Here is a 26,933-nt window from a genome sequence, read left to right as displayed (position 1 = left end):
TGTCCTTCGTGGACACACGAACAGGGAGGCAGTCAGTGTCGCCGGTGCGGCAGATCATCAACCCCTTCGACCAGAGTGTTCTCACCGAGGTCGAGGACCAAACCCGCGAACAGGCGATCCAGGCGATCGCGAAGGCCAGAAACGCCTTCGACCACGGCGACTGGCAGCACTCGGGCCCGGAACACCGCGCCGCCGTGCTGAACCGGATCGCGGACCTGCTGGAGCGCGACAAGGAGGACATCGCCCGCACCGAGACGCTCGACACCGGCAAGACGCTGGTCGAGAGCCGCATCGACGTGGACGACGTCGTCGCCGTGTTCCGCTACTACGGCAACCTCTCCGGGCTGTTGCACCCGAAGATCGTCCAGGGCACGCCGCCCGACGTCATCAGCCGCATCGACTACGAGCCCGTCGGCGTCTGCGGCATGATCGCGCCCTGGAACTACCCGCTGCTGCAGATCTCGTGGAAGATCGCGCCGGCGTTGCTCGCGGGCAACACGCTGGTGGCGAAACCAAGTGAGATCACGCCACTCACCACGATCAAGCTGTTCGAGCTCATGCGGGAAGCCGGTCTGCCTGACGGCGTCGCGAACCTCCTGCTCGGCACCGGCCCCGAGGTCGGTGCGCCGCTGTCGGAGCATCCGGACGTCGACCTCATCTCGTTCACCGGCAGCCTCGCGACCGGTCAGCGAATCATGGCGTCGGCCGCGAAGACGGTGAAGAAGGTCGCGCTCGAGCTCGGCGGCAAGAACCCGAACATCGTCTTCGCGGACGCCGACCTCGACACCGCCGTGGACTACGCGCTCACCGCCGCGTTCTTCCACGCGGGCCAGGTGTGTTCGTCCGGAACGAGGCTCATCGTGCACACCGACATCTACGACGACTTCGTCAACGAGGTCGCGCGCAGGGCCGACAAGATCAAGCTGGGCAACGGTTTCGACGAGGACACCGAGTCCGGACCGCTGGTGAGTGCCGAGCACCGCGCCAAGGTCGAGAGCTACGTCGAGCTCGCCGAGCAGGAAGGCGCCACCCTCAAGGCCGGCGGCAAGCGCCCGGACGAACCCGAGCTGCAGAACGGTTTCTTCTTCCGCCCCACGGTCTACGCGGACTGCCACAAGGACATGAAGCTCGTCCAGGACGAGACGTTCGGCCCGATCATCACCGCCGAACGGTTCGAGACCGAGGACGAGGCCACGTTCCTGGGCAACAACACCGATTACGGCCTCGCGGGCGGCGTGTGGAGCCAGGACCTCGACAAGGCCCAGCGCGTGGCGAAGAAGCTGCGTCACGGCACGGTGTGGATCAACGAGTTCGGCCCGTACCTGCCGCAGGCCGAGTGGGGCGGCTTCAAACGCTCCGGCGTCGGCCGTGAGCTCGGCACCGCGGGCCTGCACGAGTACACCGAGCCCAAGCACGTCTACCAGAACCTCAAGCCTGCTGCCCAGAACTGGTTCGCACGAAAGGATTCCCAGTGACCGCATATGACTACGTGATCGTCGGCGGTGGTACGGCGGGCTGTGTGCTCGCGGCGAGACTGACTGAAGACGAGAACGTGACGGTCGCGGTCATCGAGGGCGGTCCGTCCGACGTCGGCGACGAGAAGATCCTCAACCTGCGCAACTGGATCAACCTGCTGGAGACCGAGTACGACTACGACTATCCCACGGTCGAGCAGCCGCGCGGCAACTCGCACATCCGGCACAGCCGCGCGAAGGTGCTCGGCGGTTGTTCCAGCCACAACACGTTGATCTGCTTCAACCCGCTGCCCCAGGACTTCGACGACTGGGGCCACGGCTGGACTTGGGACGCGATCGGCCCGTACTACGACAAGGTCGCGCTCAACATCATCCCGGTCGAGGAGAAGGACAGGAACCCGATCGCCAAGGACTTCGTGGCCGCCGCGCAGAAGGCCACCGGCGTCCCGGAGATCGACAACTTCAACGCGAAGCCGTTCGAGGACGGCGTCGGCTTCTTCTCCATCGCCTACCACCCTGAGAAGAACAACCAGCGGTCGTCGGCGTCCACCGCCTACCTGCACCCGATCCTCGACAGCCGCAAGAACCTCACGCTGCTGCTCAACACCTGGGCGAGCAGGATCGAGTTCGACGGCACCCGCGCGATCGGCGTGCACACCGACATGGGCTATGTCGAGGCCACCAAAGAGGTTCTGCTCTGCGCGGGCGCCATCGACACTCCACGCCTGATGATGTTGAGCGGCATCGGCGACGCCGAACACCTCAGCAGCATCGGCATCGAGCCCAAGCACGACCTGCCCGGCGTCGGCGAGAACCTGCTCGACCACCCCGAGTCGGTCATCGTCTGGGAGACCACGAAACCGTTGCCGGAGAACTCGGTGATGGACTCCGACGCGGGCCTGTTCATCCGCCGCGACGCCGCCGACCCGCGCCCGGACCTGATGTTCCACTTCTACCAGATCCCGTTCACCACCAACACGGAACGACTCGGCTACCCGAAGGTGGAACACGGGGTCTGCATGACGCCGAACATCCCCAGGCCCCACAGCAAGGGCAGGCTGTGGCTGAAGTCCAACGATTCCACCGAAAAGCCCGCGCTGGACTTCGGGTACTTCACCGACCCGGACGGCTACGACGAGCAGACGCTCGTCGACGGCTTCAAGATCGCGCGGAAGATCGCTGAACAGGAACCGCTGAAGTCGTGGCTCAAGCGGGAGATCGCGCCCGGCCCGGACGTCACGAGCGACGAGGCCCTGTCCGAGTACGGCCGCAGGGCGGCCCACACCGTCTACCACCCGGCGGGCACCTGCGCGATCGGGTCCGTTGTGGACGGTGACCTGAAGGTCATCGGACTCGAGGGCCTGCGGGTCGTCGACGCGTCCGTGTTCCCCACGATGCCGACCGTGAACCCGATGGTCACGGTCCTCATGATCGGAGAACGCGCCGCAGACCTGATCAGGGAGGCGTAGTGACAGCTCTTCTCACCGAAGAGGACAGGCTCAAGAACCTCGGCTACACCTCCGAGTTCAAGCGGGACATGAGCCCGTGGGCGAACTTCTCGCTGGGCTTCACCTATCTCTCCCCCGTGGTCAGCACGTACACGTTGTTCGGCACCGCCCTCGCCCTGGGCGGTCCGCCGATGATCTGGAGCTTCGTCGTCGCGGGCGTCGGCCAGTTCCTGGTCGCGCTCGTGTTCGGCGAGCTCGTCGCGCAGTACCCGGTCGCGGGCGGCGTCTACCCGTGGGCCCGCCGCCTGTGGGGCAAGCGCTGGGCGTGGATGACCGGCTGGGTCTACCTGATCGCCCTGCTGGTCACCATCGCGTCCGTCAGCTACGGCGCGGGCCCTTATCTGGCAACACTTCTCGGCTACACCGCCACCGTAGGCAACACCGTGCTGTGCGCGATCGCGATCATCGTCGTCTCCACGCTGATCAACTACGCGGGCACGAGAATCCTGTCGTGGGCGGCTATCTTCGGGTTCGCCGCCGAGATCGTCGGCGCTCTCGCGGTCGGCATCTGGCTGCTCGTCAACCACCGGCTCCACGGCCTCGGCGTGCTGTTCGACAACTTCGGCGCGGGCGAGCCGGGCAGCTACCTGCCCGCGTTCTTCGCGGCGGGCATCATCGGCCTCTACCAGTACTACGGCTTCGAGGCCTGCGGTGACACCGCGGAAGAGGTCAAGGATCCCGGCCGCGTCATCCCGAAGGCCATGCGCCGCACCATCTACATCGGCGGCGCGGCGGCCACGTTCGCGTGCCTGTCGCTGCTGCTCGCGGTGCCGGACTTCGGCAAGGTCATCAGCGGCGAGAACGCCGACCCGGTCACGAACATCCTGACGAACGCGTTCGGCCCGGTCGGCTACAAGATCGTGATCGCGGTCGTGCTGATCTCGTTCCTGTCCTGCACGATGTCGCTGCAGGCGGCGGCGTCGCGGCTGACCTACTCCTACGCCCGCGACAAGATGCTGTTCGGGCACAGGGCACTCGCGAAGTTCAACCGGAAGCGGCACATCCCGCCGTACGCGCTGGCGCTCGCCGGCGTCATACCGGTGATCATCGTGTTCGCGTCGATGCTGTCGACGAACGCGCTGGACAAGATCGTGTCGTTCGCGACGCTCGGCATCTACCTGGGCTTCCAGATGGTCGTGTTCGCGGCACTGCGGGCGAGGCTCAAGGGCTGGGTGCCGTCCGGCGAGTTCACGCTCGGCCGGTGGGGCCTGATCGTCAACGTCGCCGCGCTCGCGTACGGCGTCGCGGCGATGGTGAACATGGTCTGGCCGCGCACCCCGGACGCGCCCTGGTACGACAACTACGTCGTGATCCTCAGCGGCGCGCTCGTCGTCGGCATCGGCCTGGTGTACATGGCGATCGCCAAGCCGTTCGGCAACTCGGAGGCCCCCGCGGGCGATGCCGTCCCAGCGCGTTGAGCATCTGCAAATAGCACCAACCCCTTCGTCATCCATCGAACAGGTTGGTGGTAGTTGCGCGCCTGTTGATGTCGAGGTGGTGGTACTTGCAGGACTCTGTTGGCGAATCCTCATGGCGCCGCTCGCCGGCAGAGTCTCGCAGACGCGCTACCCCAGCAGGCGCAGTAGCCGCAGGGCGAGCTGCACCTCCAGCACGCGGTCCGGCGACTGCCAGTCGCCGAGCAACGACGACACCCGGTCGAGCCGTTGCGTGACCGTGTTGACATGGAGGTGCAGCTCCGCCTTGGCACGACTCAGGTTCGCGCCGCACCGGAAGTAGACCTCCAGCGTGTGCACCAGTTCCGTGCCGCGTTCGGCGTCGTAGTCGAGCACCGGCCCGAGCACCGACCGCACGTACCCCGAGACGTCGGCACGGTCACCCAGCAGCACGCCGACGAAACCGAGGTCGGCCATCGTCGCGGCCTGCTTCTCGCGCCCCAGCTGCCGCAACGCCTTCAGGCAGCGCCGCGCCTCCTCGTAGGCCGCTGCGATCGCCACCGGCCCGGTGACCGGCCCGCACGCGCCCACCGTCGCGTCCAGCGCCTTGGCCACCTCGCGCGCGACCTCCGTGGACCTCGACGGCAACGCCAGCACGACGTCCCGCCCGCGCGACCCGGCGAGTCCTCTGTGGACAGAGGCGTAGTGCGTGGCCCCGGACAGGTTCCCGTCGGCCACCAGCACCACGTGCGGCTTGGTCAGCTCGACCCCGACCCGCCGTGCACGGGCCAGCAGTCCGGCCGGATCCCGCCCGTCGAGGATGTCGGTGATCAGCTCGCCGCGGACCTTGTTCTCGGCCTCCGCCACGGTTCTCCGCAGCAGCAACAGCAACGCCGTCACGGCGGCCGACCGCTCGAACAACCGCCGATCCGCGTCCGACAGATCGGGCCGCCCGGACAACGTGATACCGCCGAGCAGTTCCGAACCGGCCAGAACCGCACACACCCACGTGGAGTCGAGCAGCACGGCCCGTCCGTTGGCCCGCACCGCCAGCGAAGGCACCGTCTCCAGCACCTCGACCGGTCCGCCGAGCAACTCCCCCACGGCCGCCGCGACCTCGGCCGACGATCCACCGCGCAGCACCAGGTCGGTGAGCCGGTCGTGCGCCTCCTCGGCGCGTTTCATGGCCTCGTTGTGCGACTGGATGGTCGCGAACAACGACGCCGTGTCGATCGCGATCGCCGCGTGGTCCGCCAGTGACTGCAGCAGCGCGACTTCCTCCGGCGGGAACTCCCGCGAGCTCCGGTCGGCCGCGTACAGCACGCCGATGACCTTCGAGTCGAGCTTCAGCGGCACGCCCAGGATCGCCACCAGGCCCTCGTCCCGCACCGCCGAGTCGATCGGCCGCGTGTGGTTGAACCTGGCGTCACCGAAGTAGTCGGCGGTCGCGTACGGACGCGCGGTCTGCGCCACCAGCCCGCCCAGGCCCTCGCCGAGGCCCAGCCGCACCTTCTGGAACAGCGGCGAGAACGACCCTTCCGTCACGCGCATGTAGGTGCCGGCCGGGTCGTTCATCGTCAGGTACGACAGGTCGGTGCCGAGCAGGGTGCGCGCTCTGCGCACGATCGAGCGGAGGACCGCGTCCGGGTCGCGCATGCCCGCGAGCTCGGACGCGGTCTCGAACAACGCCGCCAGTTCGGCTTCACGCCGCCGTGTCACACCCCAACCCTGTCACGTTCCTCCAGATCCGCACCACGGGTCTCCCGCGCCAGGGCGATCGCCGCCACCGTGATCACGCACGTGATCACCACGTACACCGCGATGGGAACCGACGACTTGTACGCCTTCAGCAACGCCGTCGCGATCAGCGGGGCCAGCGCACCGGCCACGATCGACGCCAGCTGGTAGCCGACCGACGCGCCCGAGTACCGCACCCGCGTCCCGAACAGCTCCGAGAAGAACGCCGCCTGCGGCCCGTACATCGCACCGTGCAGCACGAGCCCGACCGTGGTGGCCACCGTGATCAGCACCGGGCTCTTCGTGTCGAGCAACGCGAAGAACGCGAAGATCCACAGGGCCATGCCGACCGCGCCGACCAGGTAGATCGACCGCCGCCCGAACCGGTCCGACAGGTGACCCCACACCGGGATCGTCACCAGGTGCACGGCCGAGGCGATCAGGACCGCGTTGAGCCCCACCGACTTCGACAGCCCGAGGCCGGTCACCACGTAGACCAGGATGAACGCCGTGATCACGTAGTAGGACACGTTCTCCGCGAACCGCGCGCCCATCGCGATGAGCACTTCACGCCAGTTGTGCTTCAGCAGCTCCAACGCGGGTGCCTTCTCCAGCTTCGGCGCCTTCTCCTGCGCGGCCAGGAACACCGGCGACTCCGAGACGGAAAGCCGGATCCACAGCCCGATCACGACCAGCACGCCCGAAAGCAGGAACGGGATCCGCCAGCCCCACGCGAGGAAGTCCGCGTCCGACTGCACCGCCGCCAAGACCGCCAGCACCGCAGTGGCCAGCAGGTTCCCGCACGGCACACCGGCCTGCGGCCACGACGCCCAGAACCCGCGCCGCGCCGGGTCCCCGTGCTCGGACACGATCAGCACGGCGCCGCCCCACTCGCCGCCCAACGCGAAGCCCTGCACCAGCCGCAACAACGTGAGCAGCAACGGCGCCAGCACACCCACCGACGCGTACGTCGGCAGCACACCCATCAACATCGTCGCGCCACCCATCAGCAGCAACGACAGCACCAGCAACTTCTTGCGTCCCAAGCGATCCCCGAAGTGGCCGAAGACCAGACCGCCCAACGGCCGCGCGAGGAACCCGATCGCGTACGTGGTGAACGCGAGCAGCGTGCCGGTCAGCGGGTCCGCCGTGGGGAAGAACAGCTTGTTGAACACCAGGGCGGCGGCCGACCCGTAGAGGAAGAAGTCGTACCACTCCACCGTTGTCCCGATGAGCGACGCGCCTACCACTTTCTTGATCATCGACAACTCCTCATTGAGCTGACCAGCCGCCGTCGACGGCCAACGACGTACCGGTGACAAAACTGTTGTCGCACAACCACAACACGGCGTCGGCCACCTCGGAAGGTTCGATCAGCCGTTTGATGGCACTGCGCTGCAGGAAGATTTGCTCCGAAACCTCGGACTCCGGAATCCCGTGCACACGAGCCTGGTCCGCGATCTGCTTCTCCACCAACGGAGTCCGCACGTAACCGGGCGCCACGCAGTTCGACGTCACGCCGTGAGGCGCACCCTCCAGAGCGGCGACCTTGGAGAACCCCTCCAGGCCGTGCTTCGCGGCGACGTAGGCGGATTTGAACGCGGAGGCACGAAGACCGTGCACGCTGGAGATGTGGACCAACCGGCCCCAGCCGCGCGAGTACATGTGCGGCAGCACGTGGCGGGTCAGCCGGAACGCGGCCCCGAGCATCAGTTCGAGCATCGAGGAGAACCGCGAAGGCGGGAACTCGTGGATCGGTGCGACGTGCTGGACACCTGCGTTGTTGACCAGCACGTCGACCTCGGCGGGCAACGCGTCCACCGAGGAGGTCAGGTCGAGAACGTGCCCGACCCCACCGATCTCGGACGCGATGTCCCGCACGCCGGGGTCGAGGTCGACCAGATGAACCTTCGCGCCGGCCGCGGCCAGTGCGCGGGCGCAGGCCAGGCCGATGCCGCTCGCGGCTCCGGTGACCAGCGCGGTGTGACCCGTGACACTCGACATGACCCGAAACGGTAGGGGTCACACGGCGTGAGAAACATGTGGCGGGCCCACATAACGCCTGGTCACGAGGTGGCTTTAGCCACCATTTAGCGTCTCAAAGGCATATGGCGAGTGAAGAACGGGTACAGGGGCGTAAGCTCCCGTCACCTGAACGGGGGAAGATCCAGAAAGAGGGGGACATCGATGTCCGCGACGCCGATTTACGACGACCTCCTGCGCGAGCTCGAGGAGATCGCACAGGAGGCCGGGTTGACCAGCTCGGAGCCCACTTCCGAGCCCGCCAAGCAGTAGGTACTACTTCGGAGGAGCGATCAGCTCGGCAGGCACCGGCTGGTCCTTGCTGATCAGGTCGAAGAGCTGCGAGGCCTTCTCCTTGTTCCACTGCACGACCGATCCCGCACCGGGCACCGTCGGCGTGGACCCGACCGGCACCGTTCCGGACGTCGCGTCGCTCATGTTCAAGGCGACGCTCGCCAGGTGCCAGACGTGGTCGCCCTCGTTGACCGACACCGAGCCGGATGCCGCGTTCATCAGCGGGATGAGCCGGAACGGGTTGGCCAGCGTGGCCGGGCTCTTGACCTTCTCGAACAACGCCGACAGGAACTTCCGCTGGTTCTGCACGCGCTGCAGGTCGGCGGTCGCGAACGCGCGGGTGCGCACGAACCCGAGCGCCTTCGGGCCGTCGAGCTCCTGGCAGCCCGCGGGCAGGTCGATGCCGGCCAGCGGGTCCTTGATCGGCTCGTCGAGGCACATGTCGACGCCGCCGACCGCGTCGACCATGTCGGAGAACCCGCCGAAGCCGATCTCCATGTAGTGGTCGATCCGCAAGCCGGTGGCGCCCTCGACGGTCTTCACGAGCAGCTGGGGGCCGCCGAACGCGTACGAGGCGTTGATCTTGTTGCGGCCGTTGCCCTCGATCGCGACGTAGGAGTCGCGCGGGATCGACAGCAGCACCGGCTTCGCGGCGCTGTTGTCCGGCAGGTGCAGCATCATGATGGTGTCGGTGCGCTGTCCGGCCGCGTCACCGGTGGCGAGCGCGTCCTTCTGCTTCTGCGTCAGCCCGTCGCGCGCGTCGGAGCCGACGAGCAGCCACGTGGTGCCGGGCGTGTCGGCAGGACGGCCCTGGTAGTCCGGCAGCGCGTCGATCCGCTTCAGCGTCGAGTCGACGTAGAAGCCGAAACCGACTGCGGCCAGCAGCAGGACCAGCAGCAGCACCAGAATGACGCGTCCTGGACGCCTCTTCTTCTTCATCGGCCGCTGCGGCGGCATGGGACGCCGCGGCTGCTGGTAGCCGTGGTGATACCCAGCGCTCATGTGTCGCCAACCCCGATCGCTTTAGATTCGCTTTGCAACTAGGGACGCGATGCCCCCGTACAGGTTGCGACGAACCTACCTGGGCGGCAGCACCAACGCTTCGAAAAGCCGGTTGACCTCGGCCGACGGGTCGTCGGTGAATCCCGTGTGCGCGGGCGAGGTCTGCACGATCGTGCTGCGTGGTGCCGTGAGCCAGCGGAACCGCTGCCCGATCGTGGTCCTGCTGACCGGACCGGCGTCGGGCGTGCCGTCGCACGAGTTGGTGAGGTGCCGCAGCGACGTCTCCAGCATCTCGACGTCGAGCCGCGGGTCCAGCGCCCGCAGCCGGTCACCGTCCACATAGGTCTTGGCGCACAGGAAGTCCAGTGCGGCGCAGTAGACGATGACGCCGACGTTCATGAACTCGCCCCGCTCCTGCCGCGGCACGGCCCGCAGCAGCGCGTACTCAAACACGTGCGGCACGCGCTGCCTCCAGCGAGTCGACCCAGCCGCGGTTGGCGAGCCGGTAGGTGAAGAAGTCCTTGTAACGCTGCCGCAGTTCTACCGGATCTCCCTCCAGCCACTCGTCGGGGACCAGGGCGAGCACCTCGTCGAGCAGCTCCGGCGTGATCTTGGCGGACAGTTCAGCGTCCACTTCGGACAGCGAACCGGCGTTCGGCAGCATCGCGTGGTCGGACGGGTCGAACCGGAAGTCTTTGGTGGCGGGCTTGTCCTGGCTCCACGAGTAGTGGAAGTACAGCGAGGCGCCGTGGTCGATCAGCCACACGTCCCGGTGCCACAGCAGCATGTTGGGGTTGCGCCAGCTGCGGTCGACGTTGAGCACCAGCGCGTCCAGCCACAGCAGCTTCGTCGCGAGCTCGACGCCGGGGTCGCGCACGATCGGGTTGAAGTCGAACGAGCCGGGCAGGTAGTCGAGGCCGAGGTTGAGGCCGCCGCTCGCCCGCAGCAGCTCCTGGACCTCCTGGTCGGGTTCCGCGCGCGCCAGCTCCGGGTCGAGGTGCACCAGCACGATCTCCGGTATGCGGAAGCCCAGCCGCCGCGCCAGCTCGCCGACGATGATCTCGGCGACCAGCACCTTCACGCCCTGTCCGGCGCCGCGGAACTTGACCACGTACATACCCAGGTCGTCGGCCTCGACCAAGCCCGGCATCGACCCGCCCTCACGGAACGGCGTCACATACCGGGTGGCCGTGACCTCCTTCAGAAGACTCACCCGCGCATGATCACACGAACGCGTCGGCGAAGCCGAGCAGAATTCCGCCCCAGCCACCGTCGCCGCCGACGCCCTCGCGGACTCGTTCCGGCTTGGTGAAATGCCGCTCGAACCCGCGATGCACCAGCTCCACGCGGGTGCCGTCGCCCTCGGAGGCGAAGGTGATCTCCACCTCGGACGCCCGCGCGGGGTCGGGGTCGTAGTCCCAGTCACCGTCGAGGTGCCAGGCGAGCAGCAACCGCGACGGCGGCTCCCAGGCCTTCACCTCGCCCCACTCGCACTCGGCGCCGTCGGTGCCGATCTCGTACCAGCGACCGCCTTCGCGCGGTTCGACGACGACGTCCCGCAGCTTGGCCTTGCCGATGTGGTGTGACGCCGGCCACCACGTCACGAACTTCTCCGTGAACACCTTGAAGGCGTGGTCGGCGCTGGCCTTCACCAGCACCGATCTCCTGACCTCCGTCATGCTTCCTCCACAACCGCAGCGAAGTTCGCGAGTGCCTGACCCCACACGTCGTCCAGGTAGTCGCGCATCGCGGCCACCCCGACGTGGTCGACGGAGTACCGCCGCCGAGTTCCTTCCGCCTCGACGCGGACCAGCCGTGCCTCTTTGAGCACCTTGAGGTGCTGGGACACGGCCGGCCGCGACACCGGCAGCTCGGCGGCGATCTCCCCCACCGCCCGCGGCCTGGCCGCGAGCAGCGTGAAGATCTCGCGGCGGGTCGGGTCGCCGAGCGCCGCGAACGCCACTTGGTAAGTCTCCACGAACGGTAAGCTACGACTTACAGAGTCAGCCTGTCAACGCCTCGAAGTACGCGAACTGGCCCGCCTTGGCCGGGTGGTAGGAGTCCTGCGTCGGGCTGACCAGCGCGTTGATCCACGGCTCACCGGAGCAGACGCCGTGGTCCGCAAACGCCTCCCTGACGTCGACGTACCGCGCACCGGCCCGTTTGGCGGCCGCCGCGGTCACCTCGGACAGCTCGTCGGCCGCGTCGTTGAGCGCCTGCCGCTTCCGCTTCGAGAGCGTGCGGCACTTGTCGTTCGGCGTGAACAACCGCGGATATCCGAGCACGACCAGTTCGGCACGCGGCGCGGCGTTCCTGATCGCGGCGTAGGTGGCGTCGAGCCGGGCGGGCAGCTGGTCGCGGGTGAAGCCCCTGGCCTTCGCGACCCGTTTCTCGCACGACCTGTCGCCGTTGAGCGTGCAGGTCGTCATCACGTCGACGAACCCGAGGTCGTTGCCGCCGATCGTGATCGTGACCAGCGTCGTCGCCGGGGTGATCGCCTTGACCTGCGACGTGACCGACTTCGTGGTAGCGCCGGTGCACGCCACGAACCTGAACGACAGGAAGTCCTTGCCCCGCAACGCCGGATAGGCGTTCGAGCTCCGACGGCACGAGCCGTCCACATAGGAACCGGCGCCCGCACCGGACGCGTAGGAGTCGCCGAGTGCGACGTACTCCGGCACGATCGGCGCGGGCGCCATCAACGCTATTGCCAGTACCCCAGCCATGAGACTCATGGCAGTCGGAGTACCACTGTGGACAATCGACTAGAAGAGCATTAACCCAGTCGTGTGGGCAGCACGCAGACCGGGATCGCGGTCTGCAGCGGCGTGCCGGACGGCGTCAGCTTGCCCGAAGCGCGGTCCACCGCGAACGACGTCACGTTGTTCGAGTTCTGGTTGGCCGCGAAGAGGAACTGCCCGGACGGATCGAGCGTGATGTGCCGCGGGTACTTGCCGCCGACCGGCGTGTGGCTGATCAGCGTGAGCTCCGAGCCGGTGACCGCGAAGTGGGCGACGCTGTCGTGACCGCGGTTCGACAGGTAGACGTTCCTGCCGTCGCCGGACACCAGCACCTCGGCCGGGTAGTTGCGCACGGACCCGGACGGCGCGGTCTTCAGCACCTGCCCCGGCGTGAGCTTCCCGTCCGCGTGGGTGCAGGCCACGATCGTCGAGTCCAGCTCGTTCGCGACGTACGCGGTCCTGCCGTTCGGGTCGAACGCGATGTGGCGTGGTCCGGCGCCGGGCTTGAACTTCGCCGTCGAGACGAGCTCGAGCTGGCCCGCGGTGAACGTGTAGGCGAACACCGCGTCGGCGCCGAGGTCGACCGCGAACGCGTGCCGGCCCGATGGGTCGAACACGATGTGGTGCGCGTGCGGACCGGCCTGGCGGTCCGGGTCGGGCCCGGAGCCCTTGTGCTGCACTTTCTGCGTGCGCGCGCCGAGGCTGCCGTCCGGCTTCACCGGGAAGACGCTGAGCGAGCCGGACGAGTAGTCCGCGGTGATCAGGAACTTCCCGGACGGGTCGAGCGTCAGGTGGCACGGGTCGGCGCCGCCGGTCGCAACCTTGTTCAGCACCTTGAGCGACCGGGCGTCGATCGCGGTGACCTCGCCCTTGGTGTTCTCGTTGACCGCGTAGAGGAACCGGCCGTCGCGTGACTCGATCACGAACGACGGGTTGACCACGCCGCTGATCACGCCTGTTGTCTTCAGCTGACCGTTCGACGTGTCGTAGGTGCCGATGCCGATGCCTTTGGCGCCACCGCTCCACGTCGTGTAAGCGCCGAAGAAGACTCTCCGCGTCACCGCCGCCGCTTCCGCGGTTCCTCCGGTCATCAGCAGTCCAGCTCCCACACCCATGGCTCCGAGAAAACGTCGCCGGTCCACACCCACGTCCGCACCTCCGGGATACTCTGGCGGCGGCGCAGCCCACAGTGGCCCAGACCTCTGCACTCAAGCAATAGGCGCAACGAAGATTGCGCTCAGCGCAACGGGTCGTTCGAGATCAACCGGGCCTTCTCGGCCTCGATGTCGTACGCGGGCGGCGGGAACTTCGGGTCCATCTCGCGCATGGTCTCGAGCAACAACCGGCTGACGGCCCAGTTGCGGTACCACTTGCGGTCGGACGGAATCGCGTACCAGGGCGTGTCCCGGCAGTTCGTCAACGCCTGCGTGTACGCGTCCTGGTACCTCGACCACTTCGAGCGCACGTCGATGTCCGCGGGGTTGTACTTCCAGTGCTTGCGCGGGTCGTCCAGACGGGCGAGCAGCCGTTCCTTCTGCACCTCCGGCGAGATGTGCAGGAAGCACTTGATCACCGCGACTCCGTCGTCGGCCAGTTCCCGCTCGAACGCGTTGATCTCCTGGTAGCGCTTCTTGATCTCCGCGGCGGTGAGCAGACGCTCGACCTTCGGCACGAGCACGTCCTCGTAGTGGGAGCGGTCGAACGCGCCGATGTGTCCCTTCTCCGGCAGGACCTTCCTGATCCGCCACAGGAAGTGCTGACGCCGTTCGGCGGGAGTCGGTTTCTTGAACGACGCGATGCGCACGCTCTGCGGGTTCACCAGCCCGACGACGTGCCGGACGACGCCACCCTTGCCGGAGGTGTCCATGCCTTGCAGCACGAGCAGCACCGCGCGAGAGTTCTCCGCGTACAACGCCTCCTGCAGGTCGTCCAGCTCGGCCCCGGTGGCGGCGAGCTCGTCGGCCGCCTCCTTCTTGTTCTTGGGACCGACCGGACGCCCGGCCGGGTCGAGGGTGGAGAGATCCACCTCATCGAGTCGCAGAGCTTCACGAACCGACTTCTTCGCCATCACCGCAGAGTATCGATGAACCGTCAAGTACGCCGGTTGCGCAATGTTCAGCCGCTGTTCGGTGAATCTGCGCAACGAACTGACGTCAGACGCAATGCTTCACGGCTGAAATCGCTTGTTCACCCCCTTAGCCTTGGAGGATGACAGCCATCGCTGACCACCGGACCGCGGGAACCATGAATTTGGCTAGCGCTGACTACGTCGCTCTCGACGAAGAATGGAGCACCCACAACTACCACCCCCTGCCGGTGGTCATCTCGCACGGCGAGGGGGCGTGGGTCACCGACGTCGAAGGCCGCCGCTACCTCGACTTCCTGTCGGGCTACTCGTCGCTGAACTTCGGCCACCGCCACCCCGCCCTGGTGGCCGCCGCCGTCGAGCAGCTCGGCCGCGTGACATTGACCAGCCGCGCGTTCCACCACGACCAGTTCGGCCTGTTCTGCCGCGAGCTGGCCACGCTGACCGGCACCGAGATGGTGCTCGCGATGAACTCCGGCGCCGAGGCCGTGGAGTCCGCGATCAAGGTCGCGCGTAAGTGGGCGTACCAGGTCAAGGGCGTGCCGGAGGGCATGGCGGAGATCATCGTCGCCGGGTCCAACTTCCACGGCCGCACCACGACGATCGTGTCGTTCTCGACCGACGAGGCCGCGCGCAACGACTTCGGCCCGTTCACGCCGGGCTTCAAGGTCGTCAAGTACGGCAACCTCGACGAGGTCGAGTCCGCGATCTCGTCCAGGACGGCCGCCGTGTTGATCGAGCCGATCCAGGGCGAGGCAGGCGTCGTCGTGCCGCCCGCCGGCTACCTGGCCGGGATCCGCCGCCTGTGCGACGAGCACAACGTCCTGATGATCGCCGACGAGATCCAGTCCGGCCTCGGCCGCACCGGTGACCTGTTCGCGCTCGACCACGAGGGTGTGCGCGCCGACCTCTACACGCTCGGCAAGGCACTGGGGGGCGGCATCCTGCCGGTGTCCGCGGTGGTCGGTTCGCGCGCGGTGCTGGGCGTGCTGAAGCCCGGCGAGCACGGGTCGACGTTCGGCGGCAACCCGCTGGCCTGCGCCGTCGGCCGCGCGGTCGTGCGGCTGCTGGAGACCGGTGAGTTCCAGGAGCGCTCCCGTGAGCTGGGCGCCCACCTGCATTCTTCGCTGGGCGAGCTGGTCGGCCACGGCATCGCCGAGGTCCGCGGCCGCGGGCTGTGGGCTGGCGTCGAGCTCTCCCCCGGCGGCCCGGTCGGCCGCGCGGCCTCCGAGGCGCTGGCCACTCGTGGCGTGCTGTGCAAGGAGACCCAGGCGACGACCCTGCGCGTCGCGCCACCGTTGGTCATCACCCGCGACGAGATCGACCTGGGCGTCCAGGCGATCGCGGAGGTAGTACGTCCCGTTTAGCCCGTTTTGGTGCTCGATGAAGGGAATCTTCCTACACCTGAGGTGGATGAAGGTTCCCTTCATCGTTTTCACCTGAGGCATGATTACTCGTATGGGTGAACGGGTGCGGGCTGAGGCTGCCGCTGCTCTGGGCACGTGGACCGAGCCGGAAGAGGTCTACGCGCAGGGGCGGGCGTTGCGGTCCTCTGTGGATTTCAAGGCGCACCGGGAGGTGTCGCTGGCCGCTTCACGCCCGTCGGTGCTGGAGTTCATGCACGCCAGCAACGAAGGACGGCTGGAGCACCTGATCCCGTTGCGGGTGGGGAGGATGCTCGCCAACCCGTTCGCGTTCTTCCGTGGGGCCGCCGGGCTTCAGGCGGGCGACCTCGCCGCCGGGTGCGCGACCGGTCTGCACGCTCAGTTGTGCGGTGACGCCCACGCGGCGAACTTCGGCCTCTACGGCACGCCCGAAGGCCAGATCGTCATGGACATCAACGACTTCGACGAGACGCTGCCCGGCCCCTGGGAGTGGGACCTCAAGCGCCTGGTCGCCTCGCTGGTGCTGGCGGGCCGCACTGGCGGCGTGTCGGACAAGGGCTGCCGTGACGCCGCCGAGGACGCTGTGCGCGCGTACCGGGGCGCGATCCGCCACCTCGCCGAGCAGCCGTTCCTGGACTCGTGGACCGCGCTGGGCGACGAGTCGGTGCTCTCGAAGGTGAAGGCCGACGACCTGATCAACGACTTCTCCAAGGCCGCTGAGAAGTCACGCAAGAACACCAGCGCCCGCTTCGCCGCGAAGTGGACCGCGCACGATGGCGAGAAGTGGCGGTTCATCACGAACCCGCCGACGTTCACCGACGTTTCTCCGGAGACGGAAGAGGCCGTGATCGCCGCGCTGCCGTCCTACGTGGACACTCTGCGCGAGTCGCGGCGCAACCTGATCATGCGCTACGGCGTGTCGGACGTGGCGTTCCGCGTCGTCGGCACGGGCAGTGTCGGCCTGCGCAACTACCTCATCCTGTTGCACGGCAACGGTTCCGAGGCGTCGGTGCTGCAGGCCAAGGAAGCCCGCACGTCGGCCCTGCAGCCGTTCCTGGACGTCGAACCCGCCAAGCACGAGGGCAAGCGCATCGTGCACGGCGCACGGCTCGTGCAGGCGGAGACCGACATCCTGCTGGGCTGGACGACGATCGAGGGCCGCCCGTTCATCGTGCGTCAGTTCCGCAACCGCAAGGGCGAGATCGACGCGACCACGTTGAAGCGCGACGACCTCGACGACTACGGCCGCTTCGCGGGCGCTCTGCTGGCCCGCGCACACACGCGCTCGCTCGACCCGCGCCTGCTCGCCGGCTACTTCCAGAACGGCGGCGGCGACGACCTCGACGAGGCGTTCGCCAAGTACGCCTTCGACTACGCCGACCAGACCGAGGCCGACCACGCCGAACTGGCCGACCTCGTCAAGAACGGCAAGCTGCCCGCCGTCGTCGAGGACCGCTGACGCGCCTTCGGGCCCGTTCAGAAAAGTTGACCTAACCTGGCGGTATGAAGATCCGCCGCGCCGCCTCACCCGACGACGTGTTCGCCGCCGGGCACCTGTTCGACGCGCCCCCGGTGCCGGAGGCGACCGCGCGGTTCCTCGCCCAGGAGCACAGCCACCTGCTGATCGCCTACGTCGGCGACCAGCCGGCCGGGTTCGTGTCCGGAGTGGAGACCACACATCCGGACAAGGGCACCGAGATGTTCCTCTACGAGCTGGGAGTGGACGACGCGTTCCTGCGCCGCGGCATCGGCACGGCGTTGGTCGAGGCCCTCAAAACCCTTGCGGCGGAACGGGGTTGCTACGCGATGTGGACCGGCACCGCCGCGGGCGACGCGGCGGCGCAGGCCACCTACAAGAAGGCGGGCGGGTCGATCGACGACGGCGCCTTCGTCAGCTGGGAGCTTTGACCTGGCCGACCAACGCCTGCCAGGCACCAGCAGAGAAGGTCAGAACCGCGCCACCCGCGTTCTTGGAGTCCCGGACGCAGACGTCCTGCGCCAGCGACACCTCCACACACTCGCTGTCGCCGGATCCTCCGCTGTACGTGCTCTTACGCCAGGTCCGTTCCTGAGCCATGAAGATCTCCTCGCAGTCCGCTGACGTACTCCGCCAGCTTGCTCCGAGATTGTTCCGCATCCAAGGCGATCTCATCCAGCCGCTCGAAGAGTGCCCTGCTGCGCGTGACGGCGGCGCTGTCCTGCGCGAATACCTTGGCCAGGTCGCTCTCCGTGTAGGCGACCGGCGAGGCGTTCTTGAACTCGAACAACGTGCGCTTCGTGTACAAGGCAGCCGTCATGGCCGTTACGGGCACGATCCGCAGGATGTGCGTGTTGAATAGCAGCCGCAGGTATTGGTCCTCCATGAGCTGGGCGTCGCCGAGCCGCATCCGAAGCGCGAACTCGTGGATGTAGAAGCTGCACTCAGGAGGACTCGGCCGCCGCATGACCGCCTGCCGGTCGATGCGCAGTGCTACGAACCTGTCGACATCCTCTGGTGCCTCAACCTCGGACTGCACCATCAGCTCGTGTGCGTAGCGTTCTGTCTGCAGCAGGCCATGCACGGTCATGATGTCGTAGGCAGTGATCTTGGTGGCCGTCGCCTCCGCCATCGCGAGCGTGCGGAGGTTGTCGGGTACCTGGGCGAAGTACTGGTCGAACGCGTGCCGGTAGCGGCGCTTGAAGTCCTCGAGGAAGTCGATGTCCTTCCCACAGGCTGTGAAGAGCTGCGCCAGGTCGATCTCGCTGGCACGGGCCCGACCGTGCTCGATGTTGGACACCTTGCTTGGATCCCATCCAAGCTTTATGGCCAAGTTACGACCGTTCAGGCCCGTGCAGGTCTCACGCAACCGGCGCAGCTCGTCACCGAGGTCCCGGCTGTAGGCGGTGGAGGTGAACGCAGTCATGGCCTTTGACGCTATGACTTGGAGTCACTCCCAGCAGCGCCTTCGTTCGGGTGAAAACGCTGCAGCCGCTAGTTGCTGTCGCAGCGCCAGTACTGGTACCAGCTGCCGTTGTTGCTGACCAGCCAGGCAGGCGTCACCCCGCGAGCCCGGAAGCCGTACCTCGAGAAGCACTCCCGGTCAGCGGCAGGTCGCGTCTCGTTCTGGGCGGCGGCGTCCGAAGGCCGCGCGCTGCCGTGGTAGCCGAGCTGGATCGGATAGATGGACCAGTCGGCGTTCGCCGGCACCGTCCCCAGAACGACCCCGGCTCCCAGCGCGAGGGCGAGCGCGCCGCCCACCGTCCGCACGGTCCTGCCGGATTTCTTGCGCACAACTACCTCCAATGAGAACACCAACGGATGCGCGATCACATTCGCTGGCGTTCTCTGTTCCCACAAGGCGTTCGCAAGATCTTTCGGCAGTTTCGGGGACTACGTCCAAATTGGCTCGTCCACTTCGGACACTCGGCCGTCCGCCCGGAAGTGCAGGAAGCGGTCGAACGACCGCGCGAACCACCTGTCGTGCGTCACCGCGACGACGGTGCCCTCGAAGTCGTTCAGCGCGTTCTGCAACGCCTCCGCCGACGCGAGGTCGAGGTTGTCCGTCGGCTCGTCGAGCAGCAGCAGCGTGGCACCGGACAGCTCCAGCAGCAGGATCTGGAACCGCGCCTGCTGCCCTCCGGAGAGGTTCTCGAACCGCTGGTCGCCCGCCTTGTCGAGCCCGTACCGCTTCAACACCGACATCGCGGCGCCCCGATCACGGCCCGACCGTTGTGAGTCGCCGTGCCAGAGGATGTCCACGAGCGTCCGGCCGATCCACTCCGGGTGTTCGTGCGTCTGCGCGAACAGGCCTGGCACCACGCGCGCGCCGAGCTTCCACGCGCCGGTGGTGTTCACGTCGTCGCCGCCGAGCAGCCGGAGGAAGTGGCTCTTGCCAGAGCCGTTCGAGCCGAGCACCGCGACGCGGTCGCCGAAGAAGATCTCCTGCGAGAACGGCTTCATCAACCCCGTCAGCTCCAGCTGCTCGCACGTGATCGCGCGATCGCCGGTGCGGCCGCCCTTCAGCCGCGGGTTGACCTTCTCGTCGGTGGGGATCTCCGGTGGTGGGCCCGCTTCCTCGAACCGTTGCAGGCGAGCCGCCATCACGCGGTACTTCGGCGCCATCGACTCGTAGTACTTGGCCTGCTGCTGCAACGTGCGCACAAGTTCCTTCAGGCGCTCGTGTTCCTCGTTCCAGCGGCGGTGATCTTCCTTCAGCTTCTCGATGCGCTTGTGGCGGGCGGCGTGCCAGGTCGCGAACGAACCCGGATGCGTCCACGCGGAGTGTGCCTCGATCGTGACGACGTGGGTGGCCGCGCTGGCCAGCAGCTCGCGGTCGTGGCTGACGACGAGCACGGCCTTGTCGGTGGCCTGAAGGCGTTCTTCGAGCCAGCGCTTGCCGGGGACGTCGAGGTAGTTGTCCGGCTCGTCGAGCAGCAGGACCTGTTCGTGGCCGCGCAGCAGGGTTTCCAGGACGAGGCGTTTCTGTTCGCCGCCGGAGAGCGTGCGCACCTCACGGAACCGTGCGCGGTCGTAGGGCAGGCCGAGTGCGGCGACGGTGACGGTGTCCCAGAGGACTTCGATGTCGTACCCGCCTGCCTCGCCGTAGGCGGTGAGGGCGTTGGCGTAACGCATCTGGACGGCTTCGTCGTCGGTGTCCATCAGCGCGAGCTCTGCTTGGTCGAGCTCCTCGGCGGCGGTGCGCAGCGCCGGTGGTGCGACGGAGAGCAGCAGGTCGCGGACGAGTGAGGAGTCGCGAACGGAGCCGATGAACTGCGGCATCACCGCGAGGCCGCCCTGCACGTGCACGCTGCCCTGCTTCGGGGCGAATTCGCCGGACAGGATGCGCTGCAACGTCGTCTTGCCCACGCCGTTCGCGCCCACCAGCGCGACGACGGTGCCACCGCTCACCTTGAACGAGACGTCGCGGAACAGCTCCCTGCCGTCCGGCAGCGCGTACGCGAGCCCATTCGCTTCCAGATAACCCACGCCGGTGATAGTCGGGGTCGCCGGACGTGGACGCCAGCGAGTTTTCCGGCTACCGGAGGCGGATCGGGTAGCGGCGCAGCACCAGCGCCGCGGCCGTGACCAGCATGCACTGGAACGCGGGGCCGAACGCGCCGATCACCATCAGGAGCACGGTGAGTCCGCCGAACACGAGCAGCAGAAGGTAGAACAGCCACGGCCGGACCTGGCGGCTCATGGTGCGCGCGAGTCTGGGTTCTTCGGCTAGCAGCCGCTGCTCGATCTCCTGGAGCGAGCGACGTTCGGCCTCACTCAGCATGGGTGCCTCCGGAAGACATCGGGGACGTCATCATTCCCGCTCGTCACCCAGTGGATACTCGGATGCGAGCGGAGTCAAACCCGGAGTCGGTCATACTGCCGCGCATGCCTGGGGGATTCTCGAAGGCGCTCGCGATCAGACTCGATGCTCAGCAGTACACCGCCTATGAGGGCACGCCGCCCACCTGGCCGTTAGCGGACCGCGGCACGGGCCGCGTTGGTCGCGCTGGCAACGATCGCGGCCGCCGAGCGCGGCACGCGGGCGAAACCCGAGACGGCCGGGCGCAACCACCCTGGTGCGGCTCGGTGGCGTGCGGCGGCCGACGCCTGGCGGGCGACGATGAACGTGGACGAGGTGCTGGAGAAGTCCGTCGCCGATGCCTCGCTCTGGCACGACCACCCTCCGGCTGGGCTGCGCGCGCGGATCGCCCGGTCGTGGCCGCACACCGATCCGTCCGTCGTGCTCAGCGAGGCCGACTCCGCGAAGATCGACGCTGAGCTGCACCGGTTCTACGCCCGCGCGGGCCGGGACATCGCCTGGTCAGCGGCTTAGCGCCACCAGGCGGGAAACCGCCCGCAGGTACTTCTTGCGGTACCCGCCGCGCAGCATCTCGTCGGTGAACAGCTCCGACAGCGGCTGCCCCGACACCGCGACCGGGATGTCGCGGTCGTAGAGCCGGTCGCCGAACGCCACGAGCCGCAGCCCGACGTTCTGGTCCGGTGCCGGCTTGACGTCCTTGAGGTGCACGGCGGTGACTCCGTCGAGGAGCCGCCCGTACTTCGACGGGTGGATGCGGGCGAGTGCCTTGCAGAGGTCGTCGAAGTCGTCGATCGTCGAGCCCTCCAGGCCGCCGGCCTTGGTCTCCAGCTCGTCGGACGACATCGGCGGCGGCGCGTCGGGCAGGCCGCGGTGGCGGTAGTCGGGGCCGTCGACGCGCACGACGTCGAACTTCGAGGACATCGACTGGATCTCGCGCAGGAAGTCGGCGGCGGCGAACCGGCCCTCGCCGAGCTTGTCCGGCAGCGTGTTCGAGGTGGCGGCGATGAAGACGCCCTGCGCCGTCAGTTCCTTGATCAGGCGGGTGACCAGCATCGTGTCGCCGGGGTCGTCGAGCTCGAACTCGTCGATGGCGAGCAGCTTGTGGTTCGAGAGCCGCTTCACCGCCTCGGGGAAGGTCAGGACGCCGACGAGGTTGGTGAGCTCGACGAACGTGCCGTACGCCTTGGGGCCGGGGACGGCGTGCCACAGCGACGCGAGCAGGTGGGTCTTGCCGACGCCGAAGCCGCCGTCGAGGTAGAGGCCGAGCTTGCCCTCGTCTTCCTTGCCGCCGAACAGCGACCACTTCTTGCGGCGAACGCTCACCCGCGCGGCGAACAGGCGGCACGCCTCGACGGCGGCGGCCTGGCTGGGCTCGTCCGGGTTGGGGAGGTAGCTGTCGAAGCTGACATGGTCGAACCTCGGTGGCGGCACCAGGCTCTCGATCAGTTCGTCAGCCCCGATCTGGGGATCCCGGTCGGACAAGCGCATGCCCGCAGCCTATCGGCGTGATGGGATGTGTTCGTGCAGATGTTGTGGCCCTCACCGGGCGTTGAGATGACCGACACAGCCCTCGAGTCGCTCTACGCGTATCCCGAGGGCCGCACGTGGGTCATCGCGAACTTCGTGTCCAGCGTGGACGGTGCGGTGTCGGTCGACGGCCGTTCCGCCGGGCTCGGTTCGCCCGCTGACAAGCAGATCTACCTGCTCGGGCGCGAGCTCGCCGACGTCGTGCTGGTGGGCGCGGGAACGGTGCTGGTCGAGGGATATCGGCCCGCGCGGCGCGAACGACCGCTGCCGATCGCCGTGGTCACGGCCCGCGGGACGCTCACGCCGGACCTGCCGCTGTTCGCGAACAGCGCGGTCGCACCGATCGTGATCACCTGCGCGAGCGCGGAGCTGCCGGAGCTGCCCGCGGACGTGATCGTCGCCGGTGACGAGGCGGTCGACCTGAAGGTGGCGGTCGCCGAGCTCGCGGCGCGCGGGCTGCACAAGATCAACCTGGAGGGCGGGCCGCGGCTGTTCGGGTCGATGATCGCCGCGGGCCTGGTGGACGGGCTGAACCTCACGGTGTCGCCGCTGCTCACCGTCGGCGACGCCGGGCGGATCGCGGTCGGGCCCGTGGTGCCGCCCGTGGATCTCGCGCTCGCCTCGGTGCTGCGCGCGGACGACGTCCTTCTGCTGCGGTATCAGCGGCAGAATTCCAGCTGAAGAGGCAGGATGTGCGCGTGGACCTTCCGTTGACGCCACCTCTGCAGCCGATGCTCGCCACCGCGGTGGACGGCATCCCGGACTCCTCGGACCTCGTGTTCGAGCCGAAGTGGGACGGCTTCCGCTGCGTGGTGTTCCGCTCCGGTGACGAGGTCTTCCTGCAGTCCCGCAGCGGCAAGCCGCTCAACCGCTACTTCCCCGAGGTCGTCGCCTCGATGCTCGAGGTGCTGCCCGAGCGCGTGGTCGTCGACGGCGAGCTGGTGGTGGCGCGCAACGACGAGCTCGACTTCGACGCGTTGTCCGAGCGCATCCACCCGGCGGCCTCCCGCGTGGCGCTGCTGTCCGAGTCGACGCCGGCCACGTTCGTCGCGTTCGACCTGCTGGCGCTGGGGTCCGAGGTGTTCCTGGAATCGCCGACCGTGGCCAGGCGCGAGACCCTGCTGAAGATCCCCGACCTGAACATCACGCCAGCGACGACGTCGGTGGAGACCGCGCGCGAGTGGTTCACGCTGTTCGAGGGCGCGGGCCTGGACGGCGTCATGGGCAAGCCGGCGGACGGCCCGTACACGCCCGGCAAGCGCACGATGATCAAGGTCAAGCACGCGCGCACCGCCGACGTCGTCCTGGCAGGCCTGCGCTGGCACAAGGACACCGAGCCCGGCACCGCCGTCGGCTCGTTGCTGCTCGGGGTCTACGACTCGAACGACCTGCTGCACCACATCGGTGTGTGCGGCTCGTTCAAGGCGGCCGAACGCCGTGAGCTCGCCACCGAGCTCGCACCGCTGATCACCGAGTCGGACGACCACCCGTGGGCGAATCCCCAGCCGGGCCAAAGGATTCCCGGCGAGATCAACCGGTGGCGCGGCAAGCAGGCCGAGTACGTGGCGCTGCGCCCCGAGCGGGTGCTGGAGATCCACTACACCCAGACCGAGGGCGAGCACCCGGTGCGGCTGCGGCACAACGGGCAGTTCGCGCGGTGGCGTCCCGACCGCGAACCGCTGTCGTGCCGCTACGACCAGCTGGAGATCCCGGCCCGCTACGACGTGGCGTCGGTGCTGAAGGGCGAGCTCCGCGCTCGTTAGACGTCCGGCCGCGCCGATCGAGTCGCCCCGACCGAGGCGATGACGACGCAGCACACGGCGACCCACTGGGCAGGCTTGAGCTGCTCCCCCAGCAGCACCAGACCGGCCAGCGCTGCCACCGCGGGCTCCAGCGACATCAGGATGCCGAACACGCGCGGAGGCATGCGCCGCAACGCTTCCAGCTCCAGCGAGTACGGGATCACCGACGACATCAGCGCGACCGCGGCCGCCGCCGCGAGCACGACCGGATCGAGCATCGCGGTGCCGGACGACGTGATGCCGAACGGCAACGCGACCGCCGAACCCACCACCATCGCGAGCGCGAGGCCCTTGCCGTCGGTGGTCTTGCTGCCCAGCTTGGCCGTGACCATGATGTACGCCGCCCAGAGAGCGCCGGCGGCCAGCGCGAACAGCACGCCCGACAACGCCAGACCGCCCTGCACGCGGGTCAGCAGGACCACTCCGACACCCGCGAGCAGCACCCACAGGCCGTCGAGCCAGCGCCGGGAACCCGCGACCGCCACCGAGAGCGGGCCGAGGAACTCGATCGTCACCGCGGCGCCGAGCGGAATGCGTTCGAGCGCGAGGTAGAAGCAGAGGTTCATCGCGGCGAGCACGACGCCGTAGGTCACGACGACCGCGAGGGTGCGGCGGTCCATGCGCAGCGACGGGCGCCAGATCGCGACCAGCACGAGCGCCGCGACGACCAGCCGCAGCGTGACCGTTCCCGCCGCGCCCGCGACCGTGAACAACTGTTTCGCCACCGCCGCGCCCACCTGGACGCTGACGATGCCGAGCAGCACGAGCGCCGTCGGCGGGATGCCGCCCATCAAGCGGGCGACCGGGAGCCGATCAGCGTGAGCCATGAACTCATCCTGACTCAGGGCTTTCGGGCGCGGCATCCCATATATGCACGCCGGTGAGCCATCACACACGGACCACACTCACTGTGTTCTCACCTGAACCATGCGAGGCTCACCCCCTCGGAGAGTGAATGAGAGTGAGGACATCTGTGCGTCGCGCTGCCTTGGCCCTGTTGGCAGTGAGCGTGCTGACGGCGTGCAGCGCGGGACCCTCGACCCGGCCGGTGATCGCGGTCAGGGGCGAGGACAACCAGCCGGTCGACCAGAGCACGCTCGCGGGGCCGCAGCCCGTGCCGCCGCTCAGCGAGTACAAGAAGGACTCGCTGGGCTGGTCGCCGTGCAACGAGAAGATGAAGGACCGCCTCGGCGCCAACGCCCCGCAGGGCGACCAGGCCTACGAGTGCGCGCGCATGACGGTCGTGCTCGACCCGCCGGGCCGTCCTGGCCGCGGCACGCTCGGCATCGCGTTGATGCGCGTCGGAACGGGCAAGAGCGCACTGGTCGTCGTCAACGACCCCGCCGGTGAGCCGGGCACGCTCAAGGCCGCGCGGCTCGCGGCGTCGTTGCCCAAGGACATCCTCAGCACGTACACGATCATCGGCATGGACCGGCGCGGCACGGGCAGTTCGGACGGCATCTCCTGCGTGCCACCGGCGACGCGCGCGCAGCTCGTCGAGTACGACCCCGCCGAGGCGGAGCAGTCGAGCCTCGTCGTCGCCGCCGGTGAGGCGTCGCAGGAGTGCGTGCTCGACCTCGAAGGCAGGCTGACGGCCTTCGACTCGTGGCGGGCGGCCGCCGACCTCGAACGTCTCCGCGACTACCTCGGCACCGACCGCCTCAACGCCATCGGCCTTGGCGAGGGCTCGCGTGTCCTCACCACCTACGCCCACCGCTTCCCGAACCGCATCGGCCGCACGGTGCTCGACGGCGCCCCCGACCCGACGCTCGACCAGGTCGGTGTCCTGGAGTCCCGTGCGGCGGCGACCGAGGCGACGTTCGAGGCGTTCGCCCGCGACTGCAAGACCCGCGGCTGCGCCCTGGCGAACCCGCGCGAGGACGTCCAGGCGCTGCTCACCAAGCTGCGCTCCGGCCGGATGCGTGGCGAGTACGTCGACCTCACCGCCGGCTCCGCCCTCAACGCGATCCTGACCGGCCTGGCCGACCGGTCGCGCTGGCCGCAGCTCGCCGACGCGATCGGGAAGGCCCGCGGCGGGGACGGCAGCGGACTGTTCACGCTGCTCGACCCGGTCGTGAACGACCTCGACGAGAACAAGCCCCGCTTCGACGCGGGTCTCGTGATCGGCTGCAACGACACGGCGACCCGCATCCCGCCCGACAGGGTGAAGGCCCTGACCGCCGACTGGCAGGGCAAGTACTCCATGTTCGGCGCGCTGTTCGCCCGCCAGCTGCTGCACTGCGCTCCGTTCCCGGCGCCCAAGACCGAGAAGGTCGACCCGCTGAAGAGCGCCCCGCCCATCGTGGTGCTCAGCACGGCCAACGACGTCTCCACGCCCGCGGCCGGCACCGAGCACACGGCGCAGCGGCTGCCCGGTTCGGCGCTGATCGGCTGGCAGGGCAGCGGGCACGGGGCGCTGACGTTGTCCGGCTGCGCCACGACCGCCGTGCGTGACTACTTGATCGACGCGAAGGTGCCGTCGAACGGGACCGTCTGCCCGCCCTGACCTGGTCGAGTCGCGTCCATGCACGGTGAGACGGCGAACCTGCACGTGCACCAGCCGTCCATCCGTCCGGTGGTACCGCACCAGCTCCCGGCCGACGTCCTGCCGTTCAGCGGCACCCGCGGCCAGGCATGGCAACGCTTGGCGTCTGCAAGTA

General features: G+C 68.1%; 28 protein-coding genes. 10 read left to right on the top strand and 18 right to left on the bottom strand.

Annotated features, from left to right (window positions below):
- The first annotated feature begins 35 nt into the window (after positions 1–35).
- From JOD27_RS35690 to JOD27_RS35680, 3 genes are read left to right on the top strand one after another with little or no spacing between them, the layout of a single operon-like run.
- Positions 36–1,475 (top strand): aldehyde dehydrogenase family protein, encoded by a 1,440-nt coding sequence (locus JOD27_RS35690; protein WP_307830515.1) that lies wholly within the window; start codon positions 36–38, stop codon positions 1,473–1,475.
- Complete coding sequence (locus JOD27_RS35685) at positions 1,472–2,944, top strand: GMC family oxidoreductase (protein ID WP_204766739.1); 1,473 nt, start codon at positions 1,472–1,474, stop codon at positions 2,942–2,944. The genes JOD27_RS35690 and JOD27_RS35685 overlap by 4 nt, the downstream gene beginning before the upstream one ends.
- Positions 2,944–4,401: an APC family permease gene (locus JOD27_RS35680; RefSeq protein WP_307830514.1), complete on the top strand. Its 1,458-nt coding sequence runs from the start codon at positions 2,944–2,946 to the stop codon at positions 4,399–4,401. Before JOD27_RS35685 ends, JOD27_RS35680 begins: the two co-directional genes overlap by 1 nt.
- Before the next feature lie 147 nt (positions 4,402–4,548).
- Here JOD27_RS35680 and JOD27_RS35675 read toward each other — a convergent pair whose 3' ends face one another.
- The 11 genes from JOD27_RS35675 to JOD27_RS35625 all read right to left on the bottom strand — a co-directional run bounded on the left by JOD27_RS35675 (position 4,549) and on the right by JOD27_RS35625 (position 14,241).
- Complete coding sequence (locus JOD27_RS35675) at positions 4,549–6,096, bottom strand: helix-turn-helix domain-containing protein (protein ID WP_307830513.1); 1,548 nt, start codon at positions 6,094–6,096, stop codon at positions 4,549–4,551.
- Positions 6,093–7,376 carry an MFS transporter gene (locus tag JOD27_RS35670; RefSeq protein ID WP_204766738.1) on the bottom strand — a complete coding sequence of 428 codons (1,284 nt, stop codon included), beginning with the start codon at positions 7,374–7,376 and terminating at the stop codon, positions 6,093–6,095. Before JOD27_RS35670 ends, JOD27_RS35675 begins: the two co-directional genes overlap by 4 nt.
- Positions 7,377–7,386: 10 nt before the next feature.
- Positions 7,387–8,118 carry a 3-hydroxybutyrate dehydrogenase gene (locus JOD27_RS35665; RefSeq protein ID WP_204766737.1) on the bottom strand — a complete coding sequence of 244 codons (732 nt, stop codon included), beginning with the start codon at positions 8,116–8,118 and terminating at the stop codon, positions 7,387–7,389.
- 294 nt (positions 8,119–8,412) lie between these two features.
- Positions 8,413–9,432 (bottom strand): LCP family protein, encoded by a 1,020-nt coding sequence (locus JOD27_RS35660; RefSeq protein ID WP_204766736.1) that lies wholly within the window; start codon positions 9,430–9,432, stop codon positions 8,413–8,415.
- A gap of 75 nt (positions 9,433–9,507) precedes the next feature.
- Positions 9,508–9,894 (bottom strand): DUF3037 domain-containing protein, encoded by a 387-nt coding sequence (locus JOD27_RS35655; RefSeq protein WP_204766735.1) that lies wholly within the window; start codon positions 9,892–9,894, stop codon positions 9,508–9,510.
- Positions 9,878–10,645 (bottom strand): HipA family kinase, encoded by a 768-nt coding sequence (locus tag JOD27_RS35650; RefSeq protein ID WP_204766734.1) that lies wholly within the window; start codon positions 10,643–10,645, stop codon positions 9,878–9,880. The genes JOD27_RS35655 and JOD27_RS35650 overlap by 17 nt, the downstream gene beginning before the upstream one ends.
- Positions 10,646–10,655: 10 nt before the next feature.
- Positions 10,656–11,111 (bottom strand): SRPBCC family protein, encoded by a 456-nt coding sequence (locus tag JOD27_RS35645; protein ID WP_204766733.1) that lies wholly within the window; start codon positions 11,109–11,111, stop codon positions 10,656–10,658.
- Positions 11,108–11,410: an ArsR/SmtB family transcription factor gene (locus tag JOD27_RS35640; protein ID WP_204766732.1), complete on the bottom strand. Its 303-nt coding sequence runs from the start codon at positions 11,408–11,410 to the stop codon at positions 11,108–11,110. The genes JOD27_RS35645 and JOD27_RS35640 overlap by 4 nt, the downstream gene beginning before the upstream one ends.
- A 25-nt stretch (positions 11,411–11,435) precedes the next feature.
- Positions 11,436–12,158 (bottom strand): SGNH/GDSL hydrolase family protein, encoded by a 723-nt coding sequence (locus tag JOD27_RS35635; RefSeq protein ID WP_239570421.1) that lies wholly within the window; start codon positions 12,156–12,158, stop codon positions 11,436–11,438.
- Positions 12,159–12,208: 50 nt separating this feature from the next.
- Positions 12,209–13,264 (bottom strand): lactonase family protein, encoded by a 1,056-nt coding sequence (locus JOD27_RS35630; protein WP_239570418.1) that lies wholly within the window; start codon positions 13,262–13,264, stop codon positions 12,209–12,211.
- A gap of 146 nt (positions 13,265–13,410) precedes the next feature.
- Entirely contained in the window at positions 13,411–14,241 is an 831-nt protein-coding gene (locus JOD27_RS35625; RefSeq protein ID WP_204766730.1) for a PPK2 family polyphosphate kinase, read from the bottom strand.
- Between the two features lie 140 nt (positions 14,242–14,381).
- Between JOD27_RS35625 and rocD the strand changes: the two genes are divergently transcribed.
- The 3 genes from rocD to JOD27_RS35610 all read left to right on the top strand — a co-directional run bounded on the left by rocD (position 14,382) and on the right by JOD27_RS35610 (position 17,552).
- The gene (gene rocD, locus JOD27_RS35620) at positions 14,382–15,626 is read left to right on the top strand and encodes an ornithine--oxo-acid transaminase (RefSeq protein WP_275591886.1); all 1,245 of its coding nucleotides are present in this window, start codon (positions 14,382–14,384) and stop codon (positions 15,624–15,626) included.
- 91 nt (positions 15,627–15,717) lie between these two features.
- On the top strand, positions 15,718–17,103 hold the full coding sequence (locus JOD27_RS35615) for a DUF2252 domain-containing protein (protein ID WP_204766729.1): 1,386 nt from the start codon (positions 15,718–15,720) through the stop codon (positions 17,101–17,103).
- Positions 17,104–17,147: 44 nt separating this feature from the next.
- Entirely contained in the window at positions 17,148–17,552 is a 405-nt protein-coding gene (locus JOD27_RS35610; protein WP_204766728.1) for a GNAT family N-acetyltransferase, read from the top strand.
- Here the strand turns inward: JOD27_RS35610 and JOD27_RS35605 are convergent.
- From JOD27_RS35605 to JOD27_RS35585, 5 genes are all read right to left on the bottom strand, one after another.
- Positions 17,536–17,721 (bottom strand): DUF397 domain-containing protein, encoded by a 186-nt coding sequence (locus JOD27_RS35605; RefSeq protein ID WP_204766727.1) that lies wholly within the window; start codon positions 17,719–17,721, stop codon positions 17,536–17,538. The genes JOD27_RS35610 and JOD27_RS35605 overlap by 17 nt on opposite strands.
- A complete protein-coding gene (locus JOD27_RS35600) occupies positions 17,696–18,547 on the bottom strand; it encodes a helix-turn-helix domain-containing protein (RefSeq protein ID WP_204766726.1) in 852 nt (283 codons plus the stop codon). Before JOD27_RS35600 ends, JOD27_RS35605 begins: the two co-directional genes overlap by 26 nt.
- A 68-nt stretch (positions 18,548–18,615) precedes the next feature.
- Positions 18,616–18,915: a hypothetical protein gene (locus JOD27_RS35595; protein ID WP_204766725.1), complete on the bottom strand. Its 300-nt coding sequence runs from the start codon at positions 18,913–18,915 to the stop codon at positions 18,616–18,618.
- Positions 18,916–19,014: 99 nt separating this feature from the next.
- Positions 19,015–20,610 (bottom strand): ABC-F family ATP-binding cassette domain-containing protein, encoded by a 1,596-nt coding sequence (locus JOD27_RS35590; protein WP_204766724.1) that lies wholly within the window; start codon positions 20,608–20,610, stop codon positions 19,015–19,017.
- Between the two features lie 49 nt (positions 20,611–20,659).
- Positions 20,660–20,905 (bottom strand): DUF3040 domain-containing protein, encoded by a 246-nt coding sequence (locus tag JOD27_RS35585; protein WP_204766723.1) that lies wholly within the window; start codon positions 20,903–20,905, stop codon positions 20,660–20,662.
- Between the two features lie 216 nt (positions 20,906–21,121).
- On the opposite strand from JOD27_RS35585, the gene JOD27_RS35580 reads away from it, so the two are divergent.
- A complete protein-coding gene (locus JOD27_RS35580) occupies positions 21,122–21,457 on the top strand; it encodes a hypothetical protein (protein ID WP_204766722.1) in 336 nt (111 codons plus the stop codon).
- Here the strand turns inward: JOD27_RS35580 and zapE are convergent.
- On the bottom strand, positions 21,446–22,432 hold the full coding sequence (zapE, locus tag JOD27_RS35575; RefSeq protein WP_204766721.1) for a cell division protein ZapE: 987 nt from the start codon (positions 22,430–22,432) through the stop codon (positions 21,446–21,448). The genes JOD27_RS35580 and zapE overlap by 12 nt on opposite strands.
- Positions 22,433–22,498: 66 nt before the next feature.
- Between zapE and JOD27_RS35570 the strand changes: the two genes are divergently transcribed.
- A complete protein-coding gene (locus JOD27_RS35570) occupies positions 22,499–23,152 on the top strand; it encodes a dihydrofolate reductase family protein (RefSeq protein WP_239570416.1) in 654 nt (217 codons plus the stop codon).
- A gap of 17 nt (positions 23,153–23,169) precedes the next feature.
- The gene (locus tag JOD27_RS35565) at positions 23,170–24,234 is read left to right on the top strand and encodes an ATP-dependent DNA ligase (RefSeq protein WP_204766720.1); all 1,065 of its coding nucleotides are present in this window, start codon (positions 23,170–23,172) and stop codon (positions 24,232–24,234) included.
- On the opposite strand, the gene JOD27_RS35560 is transcribed toward JOD27_RS35565, so the two are convergent.
- Positions 24,231–25,100 carry an EamA family transporter gene (locus JOD27_RS35560; protein WP_239570413.1) on the bottom strand — a complete coding sequence of 290 codons (870 nt, stop codon included), beginning with the start codon at positions 25,098–25,100 and terminating at the stop codon, positions 24,231–24,233. The genes JOD27_RS35565 and JOD27_RS35560 overlap by 4 nt on opposite strands.
- Before the next feature lie 176 nt (positions 25,101–25,276).
- On the opposite strand from JOD27_RS35560, the gene JOD27_RS35555 reads away from it, so the two are divergent.
- Positions 25,277–26,779: an alpha/beta hydrolase gene (locus JOD27_RS35555; protein WP_307830512.1), complete on the top strand. Its 1,503-nt coding sequence runs from the start codon at positions 25,277–25,279 to the stop codon at positions 26,777–26,779.
- Positions 26,780–26,933 lie beyond the last annotated feature (154 nt).

This window comes from Lentzea nigeriaca, assembly GCF_016907955.1.
Taxonomy (GTDB): domain Bacteria; phylum Actinomycetota; class Actinomycetes; order Mycobacteriales; family Pseudonocardiaceae; genus Lentzea; species Lentzea nigeriaca.
The sequence above is the reverse complement of the archived record's forward strand: the minus strand, read 5'-3'. Positions and strand labels throughout refer to the sequence as shown.